Consider the following 20,389-nt stretch of genomic DNA (forward strand, 5'->3'; position numbering starts at 1 on the left):
TGTCGGCTGTGATATGTGCGGGATGGATGTTATGCGCGGACGCGATCCAGAAGCCTTTTTCCACAGCTCCCGGATAGCCTGCGCCCGCGCCCGGGTTCAATCCCTGGGTTCAATCCTTTTCCATCGCCGAGTCGTACTTGCCGAGCGCGGCCGCGCCGTTCAGACGCGCGCGCTTGAGCAACGCCTGCTGCGCTTCCTTCACGTTGGCCGGCTGTCCGCGCCACGCATTCAACGGCGGCTCCTGCAACGCGCGCCCGTACGAAAAGCTCAGATTCCACGGCAGCGCGCCGAGCCGGTTCATCGCACTGAGATTGGCGGTAGCCTCCTCGGGCGACTGTCCGCCCGACAGGAACACGAGACCGGGAACCGAAGAGGGCACCGTACGCATCAGCACGCGCACGGTCGCCGCCGCGATATGCGCCGTGCTCGACTGCTGCTGATGCTCGGAGCCGGCCAGCACCATGCTCGGCTTCAGCACGATATGTTCGAGCACCACGCGATGCCGATGCAGCGCATGAAACACCTCGTGCAACACGGCCTCGGTGACTTCGGCGCAACGCTCGATCGTGTGCTCGCCGTCCATCAGCACCTCGGGTTCGACGATCGGCACGATGCCGGCTTCCTGGCTGATCGCCGCGTAGCGCGCGAGCGAATCGGCGTTCGCCTCGATCGCGAGCCGGCTCGGCAGGCTCGCCGTGATGTTGTAGACCGCGCGCCACTTCGCGAAGCGCGCGCCTTGCCGCTTGTAATCGACGAAGCGTTTGGCGAGACCGTCGAGGCCCTCGGTGATCTCGTCGCCGGGAGCGAGCGCAAGCGGCACCTTGCCGAGGTCGACCTTGATGCCGGGCACGATGCCGTTCGCCGCGGCCACCTGCGGGAACGGCGTGCCGTCGTCGGCTTTCTGGCCGAGCGTTTCTTCGTAGAGGATCACGCCGCTCACGAACTCGCCGAGACCGGGCGTCGTCAGGAGCAGGTTGCGATACGCGCGACGGTTTTCCTCGGTCGATTCGAGGCCGATCGTCTTGAAGCGTTTGGCGATGGTCGGGCCGCTTTCGTCGGCGGCGAGAAGACCCTTGCCCGGTTGAACCATCGCCTTGACGGTGGCTTGCAGCTCGCTACGGGTGTCCATGAGGTGTGCTCCCTTGGGTAGGCTCCGGTCGATGCGGTGTGCGGAGAAGTGCCGGTGACAGTTTCCTTTGCGTGACGAGTGGGTGCGAAAGCGGACTTCATTCGCCGAGCAGATGCAACACGATATCGCGCGGCTGCGGGTGACGCCGATGTTCGAACAGATACAGCCCCTGCCATGTGCCGAGCACCATCCTTCCATGCTCGACGGGCACGCACAACTGCACCTGGGTGAGCGCCGTGCGCAGATGCGCGGGCATGTCGTCGGGGCCTTCGGTGTCGTGCTCGTAGCGCGTGCCGTCCTCGGGCGCGAGGGTCTCGAAGTAGCGCTGCAGATCTCGCCGCACGGACGGATCGGCATTCTCCTGAATCAGCAGCGACGCCGACGTGTGCCGGCAAAACAGCGTCAGCAGACCTGTACGGATGTCCGTGTCGTCGACGAAGCGGCGCGCGTCGTCGGTAAATTCGACGAGGCCGCGGCCGCGGGCCTGGACACTCAGATGATGGATGACCTGGCGCATGACGGAGCTCGAATCTCAGAGCGACGCGAACGCGTCGTCGATATCCTCGGCGCTGCGTGGCCGCACCACGCGCGCGACCTCGGCGCCGTCGCGCATCAGTACGAGCGTCGGCCACAGCTTGACCTTGAACGAGCGGCCGAGCGGGCGGCCCGGGCCGTCCTCGATCTTCAGATGCCGCAGGCCCGCGTGCGGCGCGAGCGCCTGGCGGATCGATGCCTGCGCGCCCTGGCAATAGCCGCACCAGTCGGTGCCGAATTCGACGACGGTGACGCCGGGCAGCGAGTCGAGCTCGGCGCGGGTCGGTCCTTTCGGGGAATAAGCTGTCGGCGAGGTCATGCGTGCTCCGCTGCTGATCGTGATCTGCCAAGGGTAGCAGCTATGCCGCGGATCGTCAGCGCAGCGGCCGTATGCTGCCGATGCGCGCGGTGTCACCGCGGCATGTTAAAAAGCGGTGCGCGCGTGCTCGATCGATCGACGCGCCGCGTCATCGCACGGAACCTCGCAAAACATGAACGCACGAATCTATCTGCAACATCCGCAACACAAAGACGCTATCGCGGTCGCGACCGGCTTCAGCTGGGGCGCGTGCCTGCTCGGCTTCATCTGGGCGCTGTCGAAGAGAATGTGGTTCGCCGCGTTCGTGATGCTAGGCATCAACGTGATCCTGCTCGGCATCGGGCTGTGGGGCGAGACGGCCGATCTGATCGGCTTCGTGCTGTCGATCGTGTTCGCGTTCGGATGCGGCGCGTATGGCAACCGGTGGCACCGCTGGACGCTCGAACAGCGCGGCTACGTCGTGGTGTGATGCGTTCGCGCTGGAGCGGGGGTTGCTATGCGCAGGAATGTGATCGAAGCTGAGTTCAATCCCTCATGGAGGCGTTTTATGCTCATTGCATCGGCAATCGCTGGTCTTTCCGCTGATCGGCTTTCGACGCGCCGGCCTTGCCCTCACGCTGCGGCAACTGGCCGAGCATTGCGAATGTGCGGCCCACGAACGCATTCAGGCTCGTCGCTCGATTGATCCGTCCCGCCGAACGCATGACGCTGCGGCTTGAACGATGACGACGAAAGCAACTGTTGGCACTTGCTTATCCTACCGTCGCGAACGACTCGCGCTGATGTCTGGTTGTCTGCCCTAACAACGGATTACGCCGAGCGGGCAGCAACGCTAGACATCGCTATGCACCCGGATAATTGACCATTGTTAACAAAAACCAGAATCCGTTTGATTGCGTCAGAATTTCCTTCCGTGCTAGCGTGATCCCCACGCATCCCTCACGCACGCAAACTTAATGCCTCAAAAACCTAATAATGGCTGATTATAACAGCAGCAATTACTGGACCTCCTCAACTACAGAAAAGCATGACAGCAAGCAAAACGCCATTGCAATATCGGTCGATGACCGCGCCGCCACCCGGCAGGCGATTATCAATATGCTTGCGCGAAAAGGCTACAGGCTGATTGAGCGTTCAGCGTGGCACGCAAAGCCCCCGGGTGGCGCGATGCGGGAAAGTCATTGGGACTATCAGGATATTGTGATACACCACGCGGGCCGCAGCTATTCTTGTGGCGCACCTTCTATTGAAGAAATGCAGCGCTTACAGGCGGAGGACATGCGCAGAAGCCCGCCTTTTGGCGATGCAGGATACCACTACGCAGTTTCATGTCAGGGCGAGATATATGAGGCCCGCGATATTAGGTTTGTTGGTGAGCATGTGGCTGCAAGCAATTCGGGAAAAATCGGTATTGTGTTTCTATCCGATTTGGTTGAGGCAGGTGAGGCCTATGAACAGGAATACCGCAACCTATCGATATTTCATAAGCTCAAAAATATTCGCGGGATTCTAACCGACCAGACTATTTCAGGGCATGATAAGCCAACCCCGACTCAGATTCAAGCTGCCACAGCTTTGTGTGGCGTCTTAAAAGATTTTTTTAATATTTCCAGACTGGGTGGACACAGGGAATATCAAAGATTGGCAACGAATACGGGGCGGGCCTGTCCTGGCAAGCTTGGAATGGATGTTGTGAAATTGCTGCGTTCGAGATTATCGCTATCTGTGCCGGGAAGTGATATGCCATGAAAAAGAAAGTTTTTGTGGGTGTTTTCGTTATGATTTTTGCATTGGGGATGCTCATCTTCAATGTATTTGTAGGGTATTACAATTCATATGTCGATCATAATGAGCATGAGATCTATTTTTTAAAGAAATTTCCAACTTTAAGACGGGAATTTGTCAACCCATTTGCAAATGAAGGCGATGCCCCTTCCGTGGATGAACTATCAACCAATGCTCGCAGAGAGCTCTCTGATTTTTGCAAATATGCATACGGTCTGACTTTCAATGACTCAAAGTCCCTTGAGGCTTGTAGGGTGCAGATTCTTCGAGAAAATCAGTAACCGAATTCAAAGCTTTCCTATAGGTGATCGAGCACAAGCTTTTTTCGGTTGCACTCGACTCATCTGAGGGCGAAATAGTGCAGGAGATTACATGGGAATTTTTTATGCGGCTGTGGACGGAGATCCGCTGACGAGTCACGAGGACAGTCACGTTATTGCGCGCGAAGGCCATCGCGCCGCCACGGTAAAAGGGGATGACGGCAAAACCCGAAGGGTGGTCTACATTGGCGATAGCGCCTGGTGTGGTGCATGCCAAAGCACAGGGGTCATCGTCGGCGGCGCGGGGATCAGTGAGAATCGCCGCATGATTGATCTGGCCGGGGGTGCTCGCCGCCAGGCTGTCGGTGGAGATGCGATTCACTGCAACTGCTCGACCCCGCCGCGCATCATTGCGATTCACGGAACGCGATGGTCGATCACTGACGACGCACAGCTTAAAGCAACGAGCACTCAGAAGCACGCCACCCCGCCAGCACCGCTTGTCGAGCCAACGCATACGCGCTGGTTCGCCATCGTCGACAGCGTAACCGATGAGCCTTTATCTGGCCGTGAATTCATCGCGAACGTTGATGGTGTCAGACAGGCCGGCAGGACCGATAGCAACGGTTACGCACGGATTACGACCAATGACGAGAAGCCCGTCGATATTCATGTGGTTTTCCATTCTCCCGCACGCAAACTCAATGCATCGGGAACCTGACAATTAACTGGTGCTTTTGAACAACTATCACACCGAGTTCTATCCGACCTACGACTACAAGGCGCAGGCGCAGCAAATGCGCGCAACTGAGGGCAAGTAGCGTTGAGCGTGCCAGCAGCTTGCCGCTAACGGCACGCATCGGCACGGCGCGGCGCGAGTCGCCGGATGTATCCGCAGGCTTCTCACGGATTTGGGACAGCTATTAGCGGGTTTACGCGAGCCGCGCTCCGGGTCGATAATGCCCCGGTCGTTTCCGGCCCCCTGCCTGCGACGCCTAACGTGCCTTCGAGCGCTTCGCTGCGTATCGAGGCCCGCTCCACCTGACCCACCGTCCCCGTGTTGAAAACTGCGCGTTTTTTCGACCTGCTTCGCATTCCTGGCTTCAAGCCGCTCGCCGCCGCCACCCTGATGCTCGGTGTGGCGATGTCCTTCACCGCACCGTATCTGTCTCTGTTCGGCATCGAACGCGCCGGCATGACGCCGTTCCGGCTCGGCGTATTCATGACGCTGATCGCCGCGAGCGGCGTGCTCGCGAGCACGGTGGCGGGGCGCTGGAGCGACCGGAGCGGGCGGCATCGACCGTTATTGCTGGCGGCGCTCATCGCAGCCGCGCTCGGCTACCTGTGTCTGTGCGTGGTGCGCGATTACCGGCTGCTGCTCGTGGTCGGCATCGTGTTCATCGGCGCGGGCGGTTCGGCGATTTCGATGGTGTTCTCGTTCAGCCGCGCGGCGCTGCCGGTGCCCGACCCTGCCGAGCGCGTGTTCGCGAGCGCGACGCTGCGTACGATCCTCTCGGCCGCATGGGTGTTCGGGCCGGCGGTCGGCGCGCTGGTGCTCGCCGCGACGAGCTTCACCGGACTCTTCCTGTTCGCGGCCGCCAGCTTCGCGACCTGCGGCTTCATCGTCTGGCGCATGCAGGAGCCGCAGAGCCATCTCGGCGATCACACGGTCGAGGACACCGCGTCGGAGCCGTCCGCGTCGATCACGGTGCCGCCGCTGAGGCAGCCCGGCGAGGACGCGCACGAAACACTGCCGGTCGCGTCGGCGAACGACATCCTGCGCTCGGTGACCGCGCTGACCCTGCTCGGCCTCGCCGCGAACGCGACGATGATCGTACTGCCGCTGTACATCGTGCATGGGCTCAACGGCACGCATCTCGACGTGTCGGTGATGCTCGGTCTCGGCGCGCTGACCGAGATCCCGATGATGCTCGCGCTCGGCGCGAAGTCGTCGTCGCTGCACAAGCCGAACTGGCTTGCCGCGTGCGCGGCCGTGCATGCGGTGTACTTCGTCGCGATGTCGCTGGCCGGCAACGTCAGCGTGCTGATCCCGATGCAGATGCTGAACGCGTTCGTGGTCGCCGTGACCTCGTGCCTCGGCATGACCTACGTGCAGGATCTGATGCCGCATTCGCCCGGACGCGCGACCGCGCTGTTCTTCAATGCGGCACGGGTCGGCTCGATCCTGTCGGGCGTGCTGTCGGGGCTGCTCGTGCAGGCGTTCAGCTATCGCGGCACGTTCCTGTTCTGCGGACTGCTGGCGCTGGGCGCGCTGGTGCTGTTCGCGGTGCCCGGCTATCGCTATCCGCTGATGTGGCGCGCCGTCAAGCGCTTCGCGGCCGAGCAATACGCGAAGCTGGCCGCCCGCCGCGGCACGCGCGTGCCCGAGCGTAGCGAATGACACGTGGGCTCGCCGCGTTCGCTTTCGTGCGGATGCGGCGCGCCTCCAGTTGCGTGGAACTTTGAGCCGCGCTGCGCCTCTGCAAAAAAGTGCGGCTTGCTTCGATACATGCGGCGTAGCTCGCGACACAGCGCCTATGCTTAAGGGCAGCCGCGCCGGCGCAACACGATGACCGGAAAATCGGGCAGCGCAACGCAGCATCTTTAGGAGCGAGCCATGCAGCTAGGCATGATTGGATTGGGACGAATGGGCGCCGACATGGTGCGGCGCCTGACCAGGGGAGCTCAGCAGTGCATCGTCTACGACGTGCAGCCGGCGGCGGTCGACAGGCTGAAGCAGGAAGGCGTGGCCGGCGCGAGCTCGCTCGAAGACCTCGTCGCGAAGCTCGACAAGCCGCGCGCCGTGTGGCTGATGGTGCCCGCCGCCGTGGTCGACGCGACGCTCGACAAGCTCGTGCCGCTGCTCGAGCCGGGCGACGTCGTGATCGACGGCGGCAACTCCTACTACCACGACGACATCCGCCGCGGCCAGCAACTCGGCGCGCGCCAGCTTCACTACGTGGACGTCGGCACGAGCGGCGGCGTCGCGGGGCGCGAGCGCGGCTACTGCCTGATGATCGGCGGCGAGGCTGAGGTCGTCAAACGGCTTGAACCGATCTTCTCGACGTTGGCGCCCGGCGCGGGCACGCAGAGCGCGACGCCGGGCCGCGCGGCGGGCGCGAGCACCGCTGAGCAGGGCTTTCTGCATTGCGGCCCGCAAGGCGCGGGGCATTTCGTCAAGATGGTTCATAACGGCATCGAGTATGGGCTGATGGCCGCCTACGCCGAGGGTCTGAACGTGCTGCGCCACGCCGACGCCGGCCGGCACGCGCGCGAGGCCGATGCGGAGACGTCGCCGCTGCGCCGTCCCGAGCTGTATCAGTACGATCTGAATCTCGCGGATATCGCCGAGGTCTGGCGGCGCGGCAGCGTGATCGGCTCGTGGCTGCTCGACCTGATCGCCGGCTCGCTCGCCAGCGACACCGAACTGAAAGGCTACGCGGGCCGCGTATCGGATTCGGGCGAGGGGCGCTGGACCGTCACGGCGGCCATCGACGAAGGTGTGCCGACACCGGTGCTCAGCGCGGCGCTGTTCGCGCGCTTCAGTTCACGCGGAGAAGCCGATTTCGCGAATCGCGTGCTGTCGGCGATGCGGCACGATTTCGGCGGCCACGCGGAAAAACCCGTTGCGCCGGACGGCGGGCTGAAGTAGCCGAGGCCATCCACGCGTGCGCTATCACGCCGACCCGCCGAACCGGCCCGCCGAACTTGCCACAAGGAACCCCGATGCCAGTCACCTCCGCCACGCCGCACGACGTCGTGTTTCTGTTCGATTGCGACAACACGCTGCTCGACAACGATCACGTGCTGCAGGATCTACGCGCGCACATGATGGGCCAGTTCGGCGAAGAGAACAGTGCGCGCTATTGGGAAATCTTCGAGAACCTGCGCACCGAACTCGGTTACGCCGACTACCTCGGCGCGCTGCAGCGCTACCGGACCGAGCATCCACGCGACACGCGCCTGCTGTTGATGTCGTCGTTCCTGATCGAGTATCCGTTTGCGAACCGGCTCTATCCGGGTGCGCTCGACGCGCTGCGGCATCTCGGCAAGCACGGGCCGACGGTGATCCTGTCGGATGGCGACGTCGTGTTCCAGCCGCGCAAGATTTCGCGCTCGGGCCTGTGGGACGAAGTCGACGGGCGCGTGCTGATCTACATCCACAAGGAGCTGATGCTCGACCAGGTGATGGAATGCTATCCGGCGCGCCATTACGTGATGGTCGACGACAAGCTGCGAATTCTGAGCGCGATGAAGAAGGCATGGGGCGCGGAGCTGACCACCGTGTTTCCGCGCCAGGGACACTATGCGTTCGATGCGAAGCAGATCGCGAGCAATCCGCCCGCGGACGTGACGGTCGGGCGGATCGGCGAGTTGGCGGAGCTCGACGTGGACACGCTGTTGCGTAGCGCGAAGGGCAACTAGGCGGCGCCGCGCGCGTGGTGCGGGCGCCGTTTCATGGGTGACATCGCGGGCTCACGCGCCCAGCGCTTTCAGGCGCGCCTGGGTATCGGCCGCGCCCATCCGTGCGGCGGCATCGGCCGCGCCGACGCCGTTCGCGTCGCGCGCATGCGGGTCCGCGCCGTGCGCGAGCAGCAGATCGACGATCGCGGTGCGGTTGAACATCGCCGCGATCATCAGCGCGGTGCGGCCATCGGGCGATGCGCCTTCGACGTCGGCGCCATGCGCGAGCAAGGTTTCGATCACCTTGTCGAAGCCCTTGAACGCGGCGCCCGCGATCGGCGTCTGGCCCGCGTCGTTGCGCAGGTTCGCATCGGCGCCCCGGTCGAGCAGCGTGCGCACCGCGTCGACGTGGCCGTGGTAGCTCGCGAGCATCAGCAGGCTGTCGCCGCGCTCGTTGCGCAAATTCGGCGGCACGCCTTTCTCGATGACGGCCGCGAGCATCGTCGCATCGCCGCGCCGCGCGAGGTCGAAGACTTCGCGCGCGAGCGCCTGCAATTCGGGATCGGGTTGTGATGCGGGCGGGTTGTCGGTGTGGTCGGTCAAGGCACTCTCCTTGCGATGAATGAGCGGCGCATTGCCAATGCCGCGCCCGGTCTTTCAGCGAGCATACACATTCCGTGGCGCTCGCGTTCGCACGCTGGCAGCCGCGCCGCTGTGCTAGACGTGGCTGAACAGCTTGACCAGCAGCCCGAATATGCCGATCGGTATGGCGACAGCCAGGCATGTGAACACGAGCGTAAGGACCAGGACCACGAGCACTTTGAGCGCACTGGGAGATGTCGACATGGCGGCCATTGACCTGAGACAGAAGATCACGAAAAGAAAGCAGACAGCGCAAGGAGTTGCAGCACGAATGCCACATTCAGCGCGACATACTGGGAGGGGTAGAAAGCATTCGCCCCCGTTTGAGCAGCTTAGTACATTCGACTCGCACCGCCCGGCTTCGTTTCGAGTGCGCCGCATCATCCGCCAACCAGCCTGACAGTTCTTTTCGAGGAGTGACGCCATGGCCGAAGCAACCTCGCATCCCACCCCACCGCAAGTTCTGGACCCCGATACGCTGCGCAACCTCGATCGCTACTGGCGCGCATGCAATTACCTGTCGGTGGGCATGATCTATCTGCGCGACAACCCGTTGCTGCGCAAACCGCTGAAGGCCGAGCACATCAAGAACCGGCTGCTCGGCCACTGGGGCTCCGACGCCGGCCAGAGCTTCGTGCTCGTGCATCTGAACCGGCTGATCCGCAAACACGATCTCGACGTGATCTTTCTGTCCGGCCCCGGTCACGGCGCCCCCGCGAGCCTCGCGCACTGCTACCTGGAAGGCCACTACTCGGAAATTTATCCGGACCGCAGCGAGGACGAAGCCGGTATGCGGCGCTTTTTCCGGCAATTCTCGTTCCCGGGCGGCATCGGTTCGCATTGCACGCCCGAAACGCCGGGCTCGATTCACGAAGGGGGCGAACTCGGCTACAGCCTGTCGCACGGCTACGGCGCCGCGTTCGACAACCCCGAGCTGATCGTCACCGTGATGATCGGCGACGGCGAAGCGGAAACCGGCCCGCTCGCCACGTCGTGGCATTCGAACAAATTCCTGAACCCGATCCGCGACGGCGCGGTGCTGCCGGTGCTGCATCTGAACGGCTACAAGATCGCCAACCCGACGCTGCTCGCGCGCATTCCGCGTGAGGAGCTCGAAGCATTGATGGTCGGCTACGGGCACAAGCCGTATTTCGTCGAAGGCGACGATCCCGACACGATGCATCAGCAGATGGCCGCGACGCTCGAACAATGCATCGGCGAAATTCGCGCGATCCAGCAGCATGCGCGGCAGAACAACGACACGACGCGGCCGCGCTGGCCGATGATCGTGCTGCGCTCGCCGAAGGGCTGGACCGGGCCGAAGGAAGTCGACGGTCACAAGGTGGAAGGCTCGTGGCGCTCGCATCAGGTGCCGGTGGCCGATGCGGTGAGCAATCGCAAGAGTCTGCAGATCGTCGAGGATTGGCTGCGCAGCTACGGCCCCGAAACGCTGTTCGACGCGAACGGCCGGCTCGTCGAAGAACTGCGCGCGCTCGCGCCCGAGGGCGCGCGCCGCATCAGCGCGAATCCGCACGCGAACGGCGGACTGTTGTGCAAGATGCTCGACATGCCGCCGTTCCGCGACTACGCGGTGGCCGTGAAGAAACCGGCGGCGGCGTATACGTCGCCGACCGCGGTGCTCGGCACGTTCCTGCGCGACGTGATGCGCAACAACATGTCGAACTTCCGGCTGTTCGGTCCCGACGAAACTTCGAGCAACAAGCTGCACGCGGTCTATGAAGCGTCGGGCAAGACCTGGCTCGCCGCGCTCGAACCGGGCGACGCCGACGGCGGCGAACTGTCGCCCGATGGCCGCGTGATGGAAATGCTCAGCGAGCACACGCTCGAAGGCTGGTTGGAAGGCTATGCGCTGACAGGCCGTCACGGACTCTTCGCGACCTACGAAGCGTTCGTGCACGTGATCGACTCGATGTTCAACCAGCACGCGAAGTGGCTCGAAAAAGCCAAGCGCGAGCTCGGCTGGCGGCAGCCGGTGCCGTCGCTCAATCTGCTGATCACGTCGATCGTGTGGCGCCAGGATCACAACGGTTTCACGCACCAGGACCCCGGTTTTCTCGACGTGGTCACCAACAAGAGCCCGGACGTCGTGCGCATCTATCTGCCGCCCGACGCGAACTGTCTGCTGAGCGTCGCCGATCACTGCCTGCGCTCGCGCGACTACGTGAACGTGATCGTGTCCGACAAGCAGCCGCACCTGGACTATCTCGACATGGACGCGGCCGTCACGCATTGCACCAAGGGCATCGGCATCTGGGACTGGGCGTCGACCGATCAGGGCGTCGAGCCGGACGTCGTGATCGCGTGCGCGGGCGACATCGCGACGATGGAAGCGCTCGCCGCCGTGCAGATCCTCAAGGAGCGCTGCCCGACGCTGAAGATCCGCTTCGTCAACGTGGTCGATCTGTTCCGCCTGATGCCCGAGCATGCGCATCCGCATGGACTGTCCGACCGCGATTTCGATTCGCTGTTTACGACCAGCAAGCCGGTGATCTTCAACTTCCACTCGTATGCGGCGCTCGTGCACAAGCTCACGTACAACCGTCAGAATCACGGAAACATGCACGTGCATGGCTATAACGAGAAGGGCAACATCAATACCCCGCTCGAACTCGCGATCATCAACGGCGTCGACCGCTTCACGCTGGCGATCGATGCGATCGATCGCGTGCCGTCGCTGCGCGGCGTCGGCGATCATACGAAGGAGTGGCTGCGCGGGCAGATCATCGAGCATCTCGCGTATGCGCACGAGGAAGGGATCGACAAGGAGGAAATCCGCAACTGGACGTGGAAAGGCTGAGCGAGGCGGCGCCATGCACGACCACGACCACGATCAGGAACGGACGGTCCTCGTGCTGAACAGCGGGTCGTCATCGCTGAAGTTCGGGCTGTTCGCCCACTCGGCCAACGACGAAACACTGTTGCTCGAAGGCGCGGCTGCAAGCGGGCGGGAGCTGACTCGCCTGACTGAGGTCAGCCCTTGCGGACGACGGTCCGGTCAGCGACTGAGGTGACGCCGAACAGACGCGTCACGTCTTCGAGCATCGCGGCGCGCTGTGCTTCGCGTTGAAGCTCGCCCGACAGCGTGAGGCGCCCCCGCGCGACCTTCACGCGCACGGCGCGCGGCGGCACGGCCGAATCCCACGCGAGACGGCGCGCTGCTTCGGCGGCGATCTGCGCGTCGGTCAGGCGGGCAGATTCGCTCGATCTCGAGCTTGTGGACCGCATGACGTCTCCGCGAAACAGAATGTCGATCAACTCACACTAGCAGATGTGGCGGGTTTTGCCGGCGTGCGCGCTTCGCCGGCAGCGCAGATTCGCTCGCCGCGCCGGGCTCGCCACGTTTATCATAGTGCCCACCTGACAGAACGCGCCGTCCAGCCGCGAACGGCGCGCGCATCTTCCACGAGATCTCGCAATCCCATGAATTCGACTCCCGACGCTCCTTCCCGACCCTCGCTGCGCGCGCTGACTGCGCTCGAAGGACGTGTTCTCGGCGTGCTCGTCGAAAAACAGCACACGGTACCCGACAGTTATCCGTTGTCGCTGAACGCGCTGACGCTCGGCTGCAATCAGAAGACCGGCCGCGCGCCGGTGATAAGCGCGACCGAGGCCGAGGTGCTGACCGCCGTCGACGGCCTGAAACGCCTGAGCCTCGTGTTCGAGGGCAGCAGCAGCCGCGTGCCGCGCTTCGAGCACAACATGAACCGCGTGCTCGGGCTGCCGGGACAGTCGATCGCGCTACTGACCACGCTGCTGCTGCGCGGCGCGCAAACGGCCGCCGAATTGCGCCTGAACAGCGCGCGCCTGCATGGCTTCGCCGATATTTCGTCGGTCGAGGCGTTCCTCGACGAGCTGGCCGCGAACGATCCGCCTCGCGTCGTCCGGCTGCCGCGCATGGCGGGCGAGCGTGAGAATCGCTGGATGCATCTGTTGTGCGGCGAGCTCAGCATCACCGAAGCCGCGCAGTCCGCGCTCGCCGAGGACGACAGCGTGCCGCTGTCGGCATTCGAGGCGCTGAAGGCCGAGCAGAAGCGTCTCGCCGATGAAGTCAGCCGTCTGCAGGCCGTCGTGCGGCGCATGGCGACCGAGCTGGGTATCAGCGCGGACGATCTGTGATCTGAAACGGAAACGAAAGCGAAGGCGAAGGCGAAGGCGAAGGCGCGCCCGGCCGCCTGTATCACGCATCACGCCGACGCGGCCTGTCCGCCAGCAACGTGCGCTGCGTGCGATAGAAGATCCGCGGCGGCACGTTCGGCGAGTCTTCGGCGAGACGGTCGAGTTCGGTACGGATCCCGGTGAGGTAGTGCGCTTCGCGCGCATCGGCGTCGCCGGCAAACACCGCTTCGAGCCGCCGACGCACCGCGCCGTAGCGCGCACCGGCCGCGCGATGCTTCTCGGCACGCTCCGCATAGCGCAGGAACGTCTGCAACGCGGCCGACAGCGCCGCCGCCACGCTGACGAGCCCAACGACTATCCGCATCTCGATCGACACCGGCGGCGCGCTCAACGACGCGAACACCGCCGTGCCGACGAACGCGGTCAGCGCGGTCACGAGCCAGCCCATGCGGCGCTCGCGCGCCGACAGCAGATCCGCCATGTCGTAATGGCTCATCTGCGATTCGCGTGCGCGGCGAATCCATTTCAACAGCAGCTCGGTTTCGTCGACGGGCGGCTCGTAGGCGGGCAGGGTCGTCATCGTTCAGCGTTCGGCACGCGCATCAATCGTAGGAAAACGAGCTGCCGAACTTCTCGATCCGCTCCAGCGCCATGCCCGAGCCGCGTACGACGCAGGTCAGCGGCGCCTCTGCAACGAACACCGGCAGGCCGGTTTCCTCGGCGAGCAAACGATCGAGATCGCGCAGCAGCGCGCCGCCACCCGCGAGCGTGATGCCGCGCTCGGCGATGTCCGCGCCGAGTTCCGGTGGCGTCTGTTCCAGTGCGATCTTCACCGACGACACGATCTGGTTCAGCGGATCGGTCAGCGCTTCGAGGATTTCGTTGCTCGACACCGTGAAGCTGCGCGGAATGCCCTCGGACATGTTGCGGCCTTTGACTTCCATCTCCATGACCTCGGAGCCCGGAAACGCGGAGCCGATTTCCTTCTTGATCGCCTCGGCGGTCTGCTCGCCGATCAGCATGCCGTAGTTGCGGCGGATGTAGTTGACGATGGCGTCGTCGAACTTGTCGCCGCCGACGCGCACCGAGCCTTTGTACACAATGCCGCCGAGCGAGATCACGCCGACCTCGGTGGTGCCGCCGCCGATATCGACGACCATCGAACCGGTTGCATCCGACACCGGCAGGCCGGCGCCCGTCGCCGCGGCCATCGGTTCCTCGATCAGATAGACCTGCGAGGCGCCCGCGCTATGCGCGGCCTCCTTGATCGCGCGGCGCTCGACCTGGGTCGAACCGCACGGCACGCAGATGATGATGCGCGGCGATGGCGCAAACAGCCGCGACTCGTGCGCCATCTGGATGAAGCGCTTGATCATCTGCTGGGTGATGTTGAAATCGGCGATCACGCCGTCTTTCATCGGGCGGATCGCCTCGATGTTGCCCGGTACCTTGCCGAGCATCTGCTTCGCTTCGCGGCCCACGGCGAGGATGATCTTCTTGCCGTTCGGCCCGCCTTCCTGGCGGATCGACACGACCGACGGCTCGTCGAGAACGATGCCCTTGCCGCGCATGTAGATCAGCGTGTTCGACGTACCGAGGTCGATTGCCAGGTCGTTGGAAAAGTAGCCGCGCAGAAAACCGAACATGCGTATTCCTGTCTTTGCGAAGGCGGGCGCGTGAGCGCCGCCGGGAGCTTGTCGGGGTCTGCCGCTTGCACGCGGCGGGCGGCCAGAGCGGCCGCGCGACAGCAAGAATAGCAGTTTATCGGCGGGCGCGGCCGCACTATCGTCCGCTATCTGTCGCTCGCCGGCCCCAGCCGCGCCGCGATCGTGCGGCATGCCGCAAGCAGCGGCTCGATGTAAGTGGCTTGCACATCGTCGCGGCGGCGGAAGGTCGGCATGCTGATGCTCACGCAGCCGGCCGCGCGGCCGTCCGGGCCGCGAATCGCGGCGCCGTAGCAGCAGATCGATACTTCGTTCTCCTCGCGGTCTTCCGCGTAGCCGCGTTGCGCGGTCGCGTCGAGCTCGCGGCGCACGGCGTCGAGGTCGGTCAGCGTGTGCTCGGTGAAACGCTCGAGCGGCGCGTTCTTCAGCAGCGCCTCGCGCTCGGCCACGCTGAGTGTCGCCAGATACGCCTTGCCGACCGAACTCGACGTCAGCGACACACGCGTGCCGATGCGCGATGCCATGCGCACCGCGTGCGGGCTTTCGAGCTTTTCGATGTAGACCATCTCGCCCTGGCTGGGGACCGCGAGGTGGATCGTCTCCGATGTGAAGTCGCGCAACGTCATCAACGCATCGACGGCCGCGAGCCGCAGGTCCGAGCGCTCCCAGCTATGGCTCGCAAGGTTGATCAGGCGCGGTCCGAGGCCGAAGGTGTTGCCGCTGCCGCTCGCGACGATCAGCCCTTCAGCCTGCAAAGCCGCGACGATGCGATGGACGGTCGGGCGTGGATAGCCGCTCGCCGCGCTCAGCTTCGCGACGTTGGGCGGCGTTGGCGCATCGGCGATCAGTTGCAGCACCGCGATGAACTTCGAGAACGCGGCCGCGCCGGCGACGGCCTTGGAGTCGGCTTTGTCGTCGGCGTGCCCGACAGCGTCATGGCCGGCGGCGCCGGCGTGGGAACGGGGTTTGGAAGCGGAACTCGACATCACACAGAGGCAGGGCAGAGCAGGGGTACGCAATTATGCCTTTATCGATGGCGTCGAACGACGGCGGCGCCGCTTCACGCGACGACCCGATCACGCGACGAGATATCCGCCGTCGACCGGCACGATTGCGCCCGTCATGAACGACGCCGCCGGCGAGCACAGGAACACCGCGACCTGCGCGACTTCCTGCGGCGTGCCCCAGCGACGCAGCGGCGTACGTTCCAGAATCGCCAGCGAGCGGCCATCGTCGTCCTGCAACGCCTGGGTGAGCGGCGTTGCGATCCAGCCCGGCGCGACCGCATTGACGCGAATGCCGTCGACGGCATAGGCGATCGCGAGTGACTTCGTTAGCTGCGCCACCGCGCCCTTGCTCGCGCTATAAGCGGGCACGAGACCGCCGCCGAAAAAACTCAGCATCGACGCCGTATTGACGATGCAGCCCGCCGACGCCTTCAACGAATCGCGCGCGGCGGCGCACACGCGCATCGTGCCGTTCAGATTGATATCCATCACGCGTTCGAACACGTCGAGCCGATGTTCTTCGACGCGGCTGATCACGCCGGCGCAGTTGACCACGATGTCGAGACGCTCGAACGCGTTCACCGCGGCCGTGACGGCGTTGCCCGAGCGGACATCCAGCGTGACGCGCGCAATCTCGCGATTGAGCGTATCGGGCGTGCCTTCGGGCGGCGGCAAACCAGCCGCCACCGTGTGCGCGCCAAGCTGCGCGAGCGTGTTGGCGATCGCCGCGCCGATACCGGACAAGCCGCCGGTCACGAGCGCGGTCTTGCCTTCGAGGAGCTGGTTCTGGAACGTCATGGGAGAAGCCGCCTCAGGTGGGTTGGGTCTCGATCGAGCTCGCGAGCGGCGCGGGCGCCACTTCCTGGACGACGAACAGATAGACGAGCGCCGCCGCGAACGCGACGGCCGCGCTGATCAGCAGCGCGTTGACGAACGAATGCGTCCGATCGACGACGATGCCGGTGATCACCGGCGCGAACGAGCCGCCCAGATAACCACCGAAGTTCTGCATGCTGCCGAGCGACGCCACCAGATGTCGCGGCGCGGCGACGCTGACGAGCGCCCACGCGCTGCCGCTCGACAGGTTCACGAACAGCATCGCGAGCGACACGTAGACGATCGCGAGCGTCGTGCTCGGTGTGTAGGCGGCCGGCACCGTGAATGCGGCGGCGCCGACGAGACCGACGCATAGCGGCCACTTGCGGCTGCGGATCGGCGCCATGCCGCGCTTCAACAGATAGTCGGCGATCACGCCGCTGCTCGCCATGCCGATCGTGCCGAACACATACGGAATCGCGACGAGCCAGCCGGTGTGTGCGATGCTCAGATGACGCTCACGCTCCAGATAGCCGGGCAGCCACGTCAGATAGAGCCACACCATGTAGATCACGCCCATGAAGCCGAAGATCATGCCCCACGTGTTGCGCAGCTTGAACAGCGCGCCCCATTCGGACCAGCTGAGGCCCTGCGGGTTCTCCTGGCCGGTCGCGCCTTCGTTCAGATGCGCGGTTTCTTCTTCGGTCAGCGCGATTTCGCTGCGATTGCGATAGACGAGGTACCACGCGAGCGCGACGACAATGCCGGCCACGCCCATGATGACGAACATCGTTCGCCATCCGAAGGAAAGCATCAGCACCGTGAGCAGCGGCGGTGCGATCATCGGCGCAATGGTGGATGACGAGATGAAGGTGCCGATCGGCGTGCCGCGCTCGCGTACCGCGAACCATTCGCTGACGACTTTGGCGCCGGCCGGAAACAGCGGCGCCTCGGCGATGCCGAGCACGACGCGCGCCGTGAGAAAGTGATTGAGCGTCTGGATGAAGCCGCCCGCGACCTGGGCGATCGACCACACGAGCATGCCGAGGCCGAGCATCACGCGCGATCCGAAACGGTCCAGCAGCGCGCCGACCGGCAACTGCGCGAACGCATACGACAACGAGAACGCGGACAGCAGCAGCCCCATCTGCGAAGCGGACAGATGCAATTCCTCGCTGACCAGATGATTCGCGATCGACAGCGTGCTGCGGTCGAGATAATTGACGATGCCCGCGACCGTCAGGAAGACGACGGCGACCACCTGGATACGTTTCAGACGCTGCGACTTCTGAAGCATGTTTGTCTCCTGCGCAATGGGTCCTGCTGTGTGGGAATGGTGTTGCCGTGCCTGTCGGTATTGCGGTGTCCTGGCTGTTGGTTCCGTTGGGGGCTTGCGCGGCGTTTTACCGGACGAACTGCTCGACGTAGTCTTCGCCGAGGCCCACCGCCGCGTAGTGCTTGCGGCACATGTCGATCTTCGTGAATACGTCTTCGTAACCGGTGTAGTTCCCGTACGGATCGCAATAGAACATCACGCCGTTGACCTGGAAGTACGTGATCATTTCCTCGACGTCCTCGGGCACATATAACGTATGCGTTTCGCCCGGCGGCTCGTACACGTAGCTGCCTTCGGTCGCGACCCAGTCATGCTCGAGATAACGCCAGCGGCCCTTGAGCACCATGCCGTGCACGGCCTGCGGATGACGATGCCGGCTCAACACACCCGAGCGGCGTACGCGCAGCAGATTCATCCAGTATCCCTGCGACGCATTCAGGCACAGTGGGCGGAACGACACGTTTTCTGCCTGCGGGACCCACACGCGTTCGTCGGTCGGAATCGCGAAGGGCACGACGATTTCCTTTTGCGCTTCCTTCGGGAACGGTAGCTGGTACGGCGTCAGGTCGGATTGATTGGCCTCTGGCATGGGAAATTCCTCGCGAAGTGTGCAGAAAAAAGAAATGTCCACATTATGGATAACAAGTCCACGATATGGTTATTATCCGAACCGCTTTGGGCGGGGTCAATCCTGGGGAAATTACTGGTCAGGCACGATAAAGCGACGCTGCACTCGTTCTCGAATCGCGCGAAAGATACAGATGTTGCTATCTCATAAAAGCCGCACGACACGCAAAAAGCGCCTAAAACAAGGCCTGCGCGCGCATTCTGATCGAACACCATCTTTAAGTCTGCTTTAAGTGGAGGCCACTACATTACGCATCCACCACGTAACCCTCCGCAAGACTCCCTGACTATGACCACCAAAAACTATTGGCGCGGTAGCGCCGCGATCTGCGCTGTCCTCGCAATCGGCGGCGCGTATGCGCTCAGCCATCGCAATGCCGATGCGTCCGTAAACGACGCGCAGGGATCGACGTCGTCGCTGCACGCGGCGGCGGATGTCGTCGGCTCGCGCTCGTCGGCACCGGACTTCTCCAGCATCGTGACGCGCTATGGCCCGGCGGTCGTGCATATCGGCGTGAAAGAAGCCGCGTCGGTCGACGAGAACGGTCAACGCAAGAGCGGCGGCGAAGCGCTCGGCTCGGGCTTCATCATCAGCCAGGACGGGTACATCCTGACCAACAATCACGTCGTCGACGGCGCGACCAGCGTGACCGTGAAGCTCACCGACGGCCGCGAATTCCACGCGCGCGTGATCGGCAAGGACAAGGCCACCGACGTCGCCGTCGTCAAGATCGACGCGACCAATCTGCCGACCGTGAAGATCGGCAACCCGGACAGCAGCAAGGTCGGCGAATGGGTCGTGGCGATCGGCTCGCCCTACGGCTTCGACAGCACGGTGACCTCGGGCATCATCAGCGCGAAATCGCGCTCGTTCTCCGACGATAGCCCGATCCCGTTCATCCAGACCGACGTGCCGGTCAACCCGGGCAACTCGGGCGGTCCGCTGTTCAACCTGAACGGCGAAGTGATCGGCATCAACTCGATGATCTACTCGCGCACCGGCGGCTTCCAGGGACTGTCGTTCGCCATCCCGATCGACGCGGCGATGCACGTGAAGGACCAGCTCGTGAGTACCGGTCACGTAAGCCGCGGCCGCATCGGCGTGGGCGTGCAGCCGCTCAGCGTCGACAAGGCCAAGGCGCTCGGCCTCGACTCGACGGGCGGCGCACTGGTCGGCTCGGTCGATCCGAATGGTCCCGCGCACGCAGCCGGTCTGCGCCAGGGCGACGTGATCGTCGGCGTGAACGGCAAGCATATTGGTAACACGACCGAATTGATCGGTCAGGTCGCGCAACTGTCGCCGGGCAGCAAAGCGACGATCAGCGTGTGGCGCAACGGCGGCGAAAGCAAGCTGGCGGTGACGGTGGGCGCGCAGCAAGCGTCGGACATGGCGTCGGCCGCGCCACGCGAAGAGCAGCAGGAGCAACCGCAGCAGCAAAACCGTCCGCGTCTCGGCGTCGCCGTGCGTGCGCTGACCCAGGACGAACAGCAGCAAGCGCAGCTGCCGGGCGGCGTGGTGGTGCAGCAGTCCACCGGTCCGGCCGCCGAAGCCGGCATTCAGGCGGGCGACATCATCGTTGCCGTCGACGGCAAGGTGATTCACGGCGTCGAGCAACTGCGCCGCATGATCGCTCAGGCGGACGACAGCGTGTCTGTCACCGTGGTGCGCGATGGTGAACAAGCATCGGTCGACGTAACGCTTGGCTGATGAGTAGATCCCGCCGGTGCA

22 protein-coding genes are annotated in these 20,389 nt (G+C 63.9%); 10 read left to right on the forward strand and 12 right to left on the reverse strand.

Annotated features, from left to right (window positions below; translation table 11 throughout):
* Positions 1 to 109 precede the first annotated feature (109 nt).
* The 3 genes from OKW26_RS11965 to OKW26_RS11975 all read right to left on the reverse strand — a co-directional run bounded on the left by OKW26_RS11965 (position 110) and on the right by OKW26_RS11975 (position 1,982).
* Entirely contained in the window at positions 110 to 1,129 is a 1,020-nt protein-coding gene (locus tag OKW26_RS11965; protein WP_429353736.1) for a class I fructose-bisphosphate aldolase, read from the reverse strand.
* Between the two features lie 97 nt (positions 1,130 to 1,226).
* Positions 1,227 to 1,646 carry a secondary thiamine-phosphate synthase enzyme YjbQ gene (locus OKW26_RS11970; protein WP_429353737.1) on the reverse strand — a complete coding sequence of 140 codons (420 nt, stop codon included), beginning with the start codon at positions 1,644 to 1,646 and terminating at the stop codon, positions 1,227 to 1,229.
* Between the two features lie 15 nt (positions 1,647 to 1,661).
* A complete protein-coding gene (locus OKW26_RS11975; RefSeq protein WP_090809954.1) occupies positions 1,662 to 1,982 on the reverse strand; it encodes a thioredoxin family protein in 321 nt (106 codons plus the stop codon).
* A 172-nt stretch (positions 1,983 to 2,154) separates the two neighbouring features.
* Between OKW26_RS11975 and OKW26_RS11980 the strand changes: the two genes are divergently transcribed.
* The 7 genes from OKW26_RS11980 to OKW26_RS12010 all read left to right on the forward strand — a co-directional run bounded on the left by OKW26_RS11980 (position 2,155) and on the right by OKW26_RS12010 (position 8,452).
* Positions 2,155 to 2,451 (forward strand): DUF2628 domain-containing protein, encoded by a 297-nt coding sequence (locus tag OKW26_RS11980; protein ID WP_018425131.1) that lies wholly within the window; start codon positions 2,155 to 2,157, stop codon positions 2,449 to 2,451.
* Positions 2,452 to 2,957: 506 nt separating this feature from the next.
* The gene (locus tag OKW26_RS11985) at positions 2,958 to 3,731 is read left to right on the forward strand and encodes a peptidoglycan recognition protein family protein (protein ID WP_429353738.1); all 774 of its coding nucleotides are present in this window, start codon (positions 2,958 to 2,960) and stop codon (positions 3,729 to 3,731) included.
* Positions 3,728 to 4,048, forward strand: coding sequence for a hypothetical protein (locus OKW26_RS11990; protein ID WP_429353739.1), 321 nt, complete (start codon positions 3,728 to 3,730; stop codon positions 4,046 to 4,048). Before OKW26_RS11985 ends, OKW26_RS11990 begins: the two co-directional genes overlap by 4 nt.
* 91 nt (positions 4,049 to 4,139) lie before the next feature.
* Positions 4,140 to 4,748, forward strand: coding sequence for a hypothetical protein (locus OKW26_RS11995; protein WP_429353740.1), 609 nt, complete (start codon positions 4,140 to 4,142; stop codon positions 4,746 to 4,748).
* 336 nt (positions 4,749 to 5,084) lie between these two features.
* Positions 5,085 to 6,428, forward strand: coding sequence for a sugar efflux transporter (locus OKW26_RS12000; protein WP_429353741.1), 1,344 nt, complete (start codon positions 5,085 to 5,087; stop codon positions 6,426 to 6,428).
* Between the two features lie 216 nt (positions 6,429 to 6,644).
* The gene (gene gnd, locus OKW26_RS12005; protein ID WP_184060167.1) at positions 6,645 to 7,679 is read left to right on the forward strand and encodes a phosphogluconate dehydrogenase (NAD(+)-dependent, decarboxylating); all 1,035 of its coding nucleotides are present in this window, start codon (positions 6,645 to 6,647) and stop codon (positions 7,677 to 7,679) included.
* 74 nt (positions 7,680 to 7,753) lie between these two features.
* Positions 7,754 to 8,452, forward strand: coding sequence for an HAD family hydrolase (locus tag OKW26_RS12010; protein WP_184060169.1), 699 nt, complete (start codon positions 7,754 to 7,756; stop codon positions 8,450 to 8,452).
* A 51-nt stretch (positions 8,453 to 8,503) separates the two neighbouring features.
* Here the strand turns inward: OKW26_RS12010 and OKW26_RS12015 are convergent, their stop codons facing one another.
* Together OKW26_RS12015 and OKW26_RS12020 are read right to left on the reverse strand one after the other, a co-directional pair.
* A complete protein-coding gene (locus OKW26_RS12015) occupies positions 8,504 to 9,034 on the reverse strand; it encodes an ankyrin repeat domain-containing protein (protein ID WP_187611377.1) in 531 nt (176 codons plus the stop codon).
* Between the two features lie 114 nt (positions 9,035 to 9,148).
* Positions 9,149 to 9,277, reverse strand: a complete 129-nt coding sequence (locus OKW26_RS12020) for a hypothetical protein (RefSeq protein WP_260321128.1) — start codon at positions 9,275 to 9,277, stop codon at positions 9,149 to 9,151.
* Positions 9,278 to 9,497: 220 nt separating this feature from the next.
* Here OKW26_RS12020 and OKW26_RS12025 point away from each other — a divergent pair, with 220 nt between their 5' ends.
* On the forward strand, positions 9,498 to 11,891 hold the full coding sequence (locus OKW26_RS12025) for a phosphoketolase family protein (protein WP_429353742.1): 2,394 nt from the start codon (positions 9,498 to 9,500) through the stop codon (positions 11,889 to 11,891).
* 173 nt (positions 11,892 to 12,064) lie between these two features.
* Here OKW26_RS12025 and OKW26_RS12030 read toward each other — a convergent pair whose 3' ends face one another.
* Positions 12,065 to 12,319, reverse strand: a complete 255-nt coding sequence (locus OKW26_RS12030; RefSeq protein ID WP_429353743.1) for a BON domain-containing protein — start codon at positions 12,317 to 12,319, stop codon at positions 12,065 to 12,067.
* A 195-nt stretch (positions 12,320 to 12,514) separates the two neighbouring features.
* Between OKW26_RS12030 and OKW26_RS12035 the strand changes: the two genes are divergently transcribed.
* The gene (locus OKW26_RS12035; RefSeq protein WP_429353744.1) at positions 12,515 to 13,210 is read left to right on the forward strand and encodes a YceH family protein; all 696 of its coding nucleotides are present in this window, start codon (positions 12,515 to 12,517) and stop codon (positions 13,208 to 13,210) included.
* Between the two features lie 61 nt (positions 13,211 to 13,271).
* Here the strand turns inward: OKW26_RS12035 and OKW26_RS12040 are convergent, their stop codons facing one another.
* From OKW26_RS12040 to OKW26_RS12065, 6 genes are all read right to left on the reverse strand, one after another.
* Positions 13,272 to 13,790 (reverse strand): SLATT domain-containing protein, encoded by a 519-nt coding sequence (locus OKW26_RS12040; RefSeq protein WP_429353745.1) that lies wholly within the window; start codon positions 13,788 to 13,790, stop codon positions 13,272 to 13,274.
* Positions 13,791 to 13,812: 22 nt separating this feature from the next.
* Positions 13,813 to 14,856, reverse strand: coding sequence for a rod shape-determining protein (locus tag OKW26_RS12045; RefSeq protein WP_013091688.1), 1,044 nt, complete (start codon positions 14,854 to 14,856; stop codon positions 13,813 to 13,815).
* A gap of 146 nt (positions 14,857 to 15,002) precedes the next feature.
* Positions 15,003 to 15,860 carry an IclR family transcriptional regulator gene (locus tag OKW26_RS12050; RefSeq protein WP_429353746.1) on the reverse strand — a complete coding sequence of 286 codons (858 nt, stop codon included), beginning with the start codon at positions 15,858 to 15,860 and terminating at the stop codon, positions 15,003 to 15,005.
* Between the two features lie 90 nt (positions 15,861 to 15,950).
* Positions 15,951 to 16,679 carry an SDR family NAD(P)-dependent oxidoreductase gene (locus OKW26_RS12055; RefSeq protein WP_429353747.1) on the reverse strand — a complete coding sequence of 243 codons (729 nt, stop codon included), beginning with the start codon at positions 16,677 to 16,679 and terminating at the stop codon, positions 15,951 to 15,953.
* Between the two features lie 13 nt (positions 16,680 to 16,692).
* Positions 16,693 to 17,994, reverse strand: coding sequence for an MFS transporter (locus OKW26_RS12060; protein ID WP_429353748.1), 1,302 nt, complete (start codon positions 17,992 to 17,994; stop codon positions 16,693 to 16,695).
* Between the two features lie 106 nt (positions 17,995 to 18,100).
* The gene (locus tag OKW26_RS12065; RefSeq protein ID WP_090809981.1) at positions 18,101 to 18,622 is read right to left on the reverse strand and encodes a 2,4'-dihydroxyacetophenone dioxygenase family protein; all 522 of its coding nucleotides are present in this window, start codon (positions 18,620 to 18,622) and stop codon (positions 18,101 to 18,103) included.
* Between the two features lie 327 nt (positions 18,623 to 18,949).
* Between OKW26_RS12065 and OKW26_RS12070 the strand changes: the two genes are divergently transcribed.
* The gene (locus tag OKW26_RS12070; RefSeq protein ID WP_429353749.1) at positions 18,950 to 20,368 is read left to right on the forward strand and encodes a trypsin-like peptidase domain-containing protein; all 1,419 of its coding nucleotides are present in this window, start codon (positions 18,950 to 18,952) and stop codon (positions 20,366 to 20,368) included.
* Positions 20,369 to 20,389: the final 21 nt, after the last annotated feature.

This window comes from Paraburkholderia sp. 32, assembly GCF_050435345.1.
Taxonomy (GTDB): Bacteria; Pseudomonadota; Gammaproteobacteria; order Burkholderiales; family Burkholderiaceae; genus Paraburkholderia; species Paraburkholderia tuberum.

Excerpts from the sequence above, each read along its gene's own strand:
- OKW26_RS11965 (WP_429353736.1), bottom strand. The coding sequence starts at position 1,129 with ATGGACACCCGTAGCGAGCTGCAAGCCACCGTCAAGGCGATGGTTCAA.
- OKW26_RS11970 (WP_429353737.1), bottom strand. The coding sequence starts at position 1,646 with ATGCGCCAGGTCATCCATCATCTGAGTGTCCAGGCCCGCGGCCGCGGC.
- OKW26_RS11975 (WP_090809954.1), bottom strand. The coding sequence starts at position 1,982 with ATGACCTCGCCGACAGCTTATTCCCCGAAAGGACCGACCCGCGCCGAG.
- OKW26_RS11980 (WP_018425131.1), top strand. The coding sequence starts at position 2,155 with ATGAACGCACGAATCTATCTGCAACATCCGCAACACAAAGACGCTATC.
- OKW26_RS11985 (WP_429353738.1), top strand. The coding sequence starts at position 2,958 with ATGGCTGATTATAACAGCAGCAATTACTGGACCTCCTCAACTACAGAA.
- OKW26_RS11990 (WP_429353739.1), top strand. The coding sequence starts at position 3,728 with ATGAAAAAGAAAGTTTTTGTGGGTGTTTTCGTTATGATTTTTGCATTG.
- OKW26_RS11995 (WP_429353740.1), top strand. The coding sequence starts at position 4,140 with ATGGGAATTTTTTATGCGGCTGTGGACGGAGATCCGCTGACGAGTCAC.
- gnd (WP_184060167.1), top strand. The coding sequence starts at position 6,645 with ATGCAGCTAGGCATGATTGGATTGGGACGAATGGGCGCCGACATGGTG.
- OKW26_RS12010 (WP_184060169.1), top strand. The coding sequence starts at position 7,754 with ATGCCAGTCACCTCCGCCACGCCGCACGACGTCGTGTTTCTGTTCGAT.
- OKW26_RS12020 (WP_260321128.1), bottom strand. The coding sequence starts at position 9,277 with ATGTCGACATCTCCCAGTGCGCTCAAAGTGCTCGTGGTCCTGGTCCTT.
- OKW26_RS12025 (WP_429353742.1), top strand. The coding sequence starts at position 9,498 with ATGGCCGAAGCAACCTCGCATCCCACCCCACCGCAAGTTCTGGACCCC.
- OKW26_RS12030 (WP_429353743.1), bottom strand. The coding sequence starts at position 12,319 with ATGCGGTCCACAAGCTCGAGATCGAGCGAATCTGCCCGCCTGACCGAC.
- OKW26_RS12035 (WP_429353744.1), top strand. The coding sequence starts at position 12,515 with ATGAATTCGACTCCCGACGCTCCTTCCCGACCCTCGCTGCGCGCGCTG.
- OKW26_RS12040 (WP_429353745.1), bottom strand. The coding sequence starts at position 13,790 with ATGACGACCCTGCCCGCCTACGAGCCGCCCGTCGACGAAACCGAGCTG.
- OKW26_RS12045 (WP_013091688.1), bottom strand. The coding sequence starts at position 14,856 with ATGTTCGGTTTTCTGCGCGGCTACTTTTCCAACGACCTGGCAATCGAC.
- OKW26_RS12050 (WP_429353746.1), bottom strand. The coding sequence starts at position 15,860 with ATGTCGAGTTCCGCTTCCAAACCCCGTTCCCACGCCGGCGCCGCCGGC.
- OKW26_RS12055 (WP_429353747.1), bottom strand. The coding sequence starts at position 16,679 with ATGACGTTCCAGAACCAGCTCCTCGAAGGCAAGACCGCGCTCGTGACC.
- OKW26_RS12060 (WP_429353748.1), bottom strand. The coding sequence starts at position 17,994 with ATGCTTCAGAAGTCGCAGCGTCTGAAACGTATCCAGGTGGTCGCCGTC.
- OKW26_RS12065 (WP_090809981.1), bottom strand. The coding sequence starts at position 18,622 with ATGCCAGAGGCCAATCAATCCGACCTGACGCCGTACCAGCTACCGTTC.
- OKW26_RS12070 (WP_429353749.1), top strand. The coding sequence starts at position 18,950 with ATGACCACCAAAAACTATTGGCGCGGTAGCGCCGCGATCTGCGCTGTC.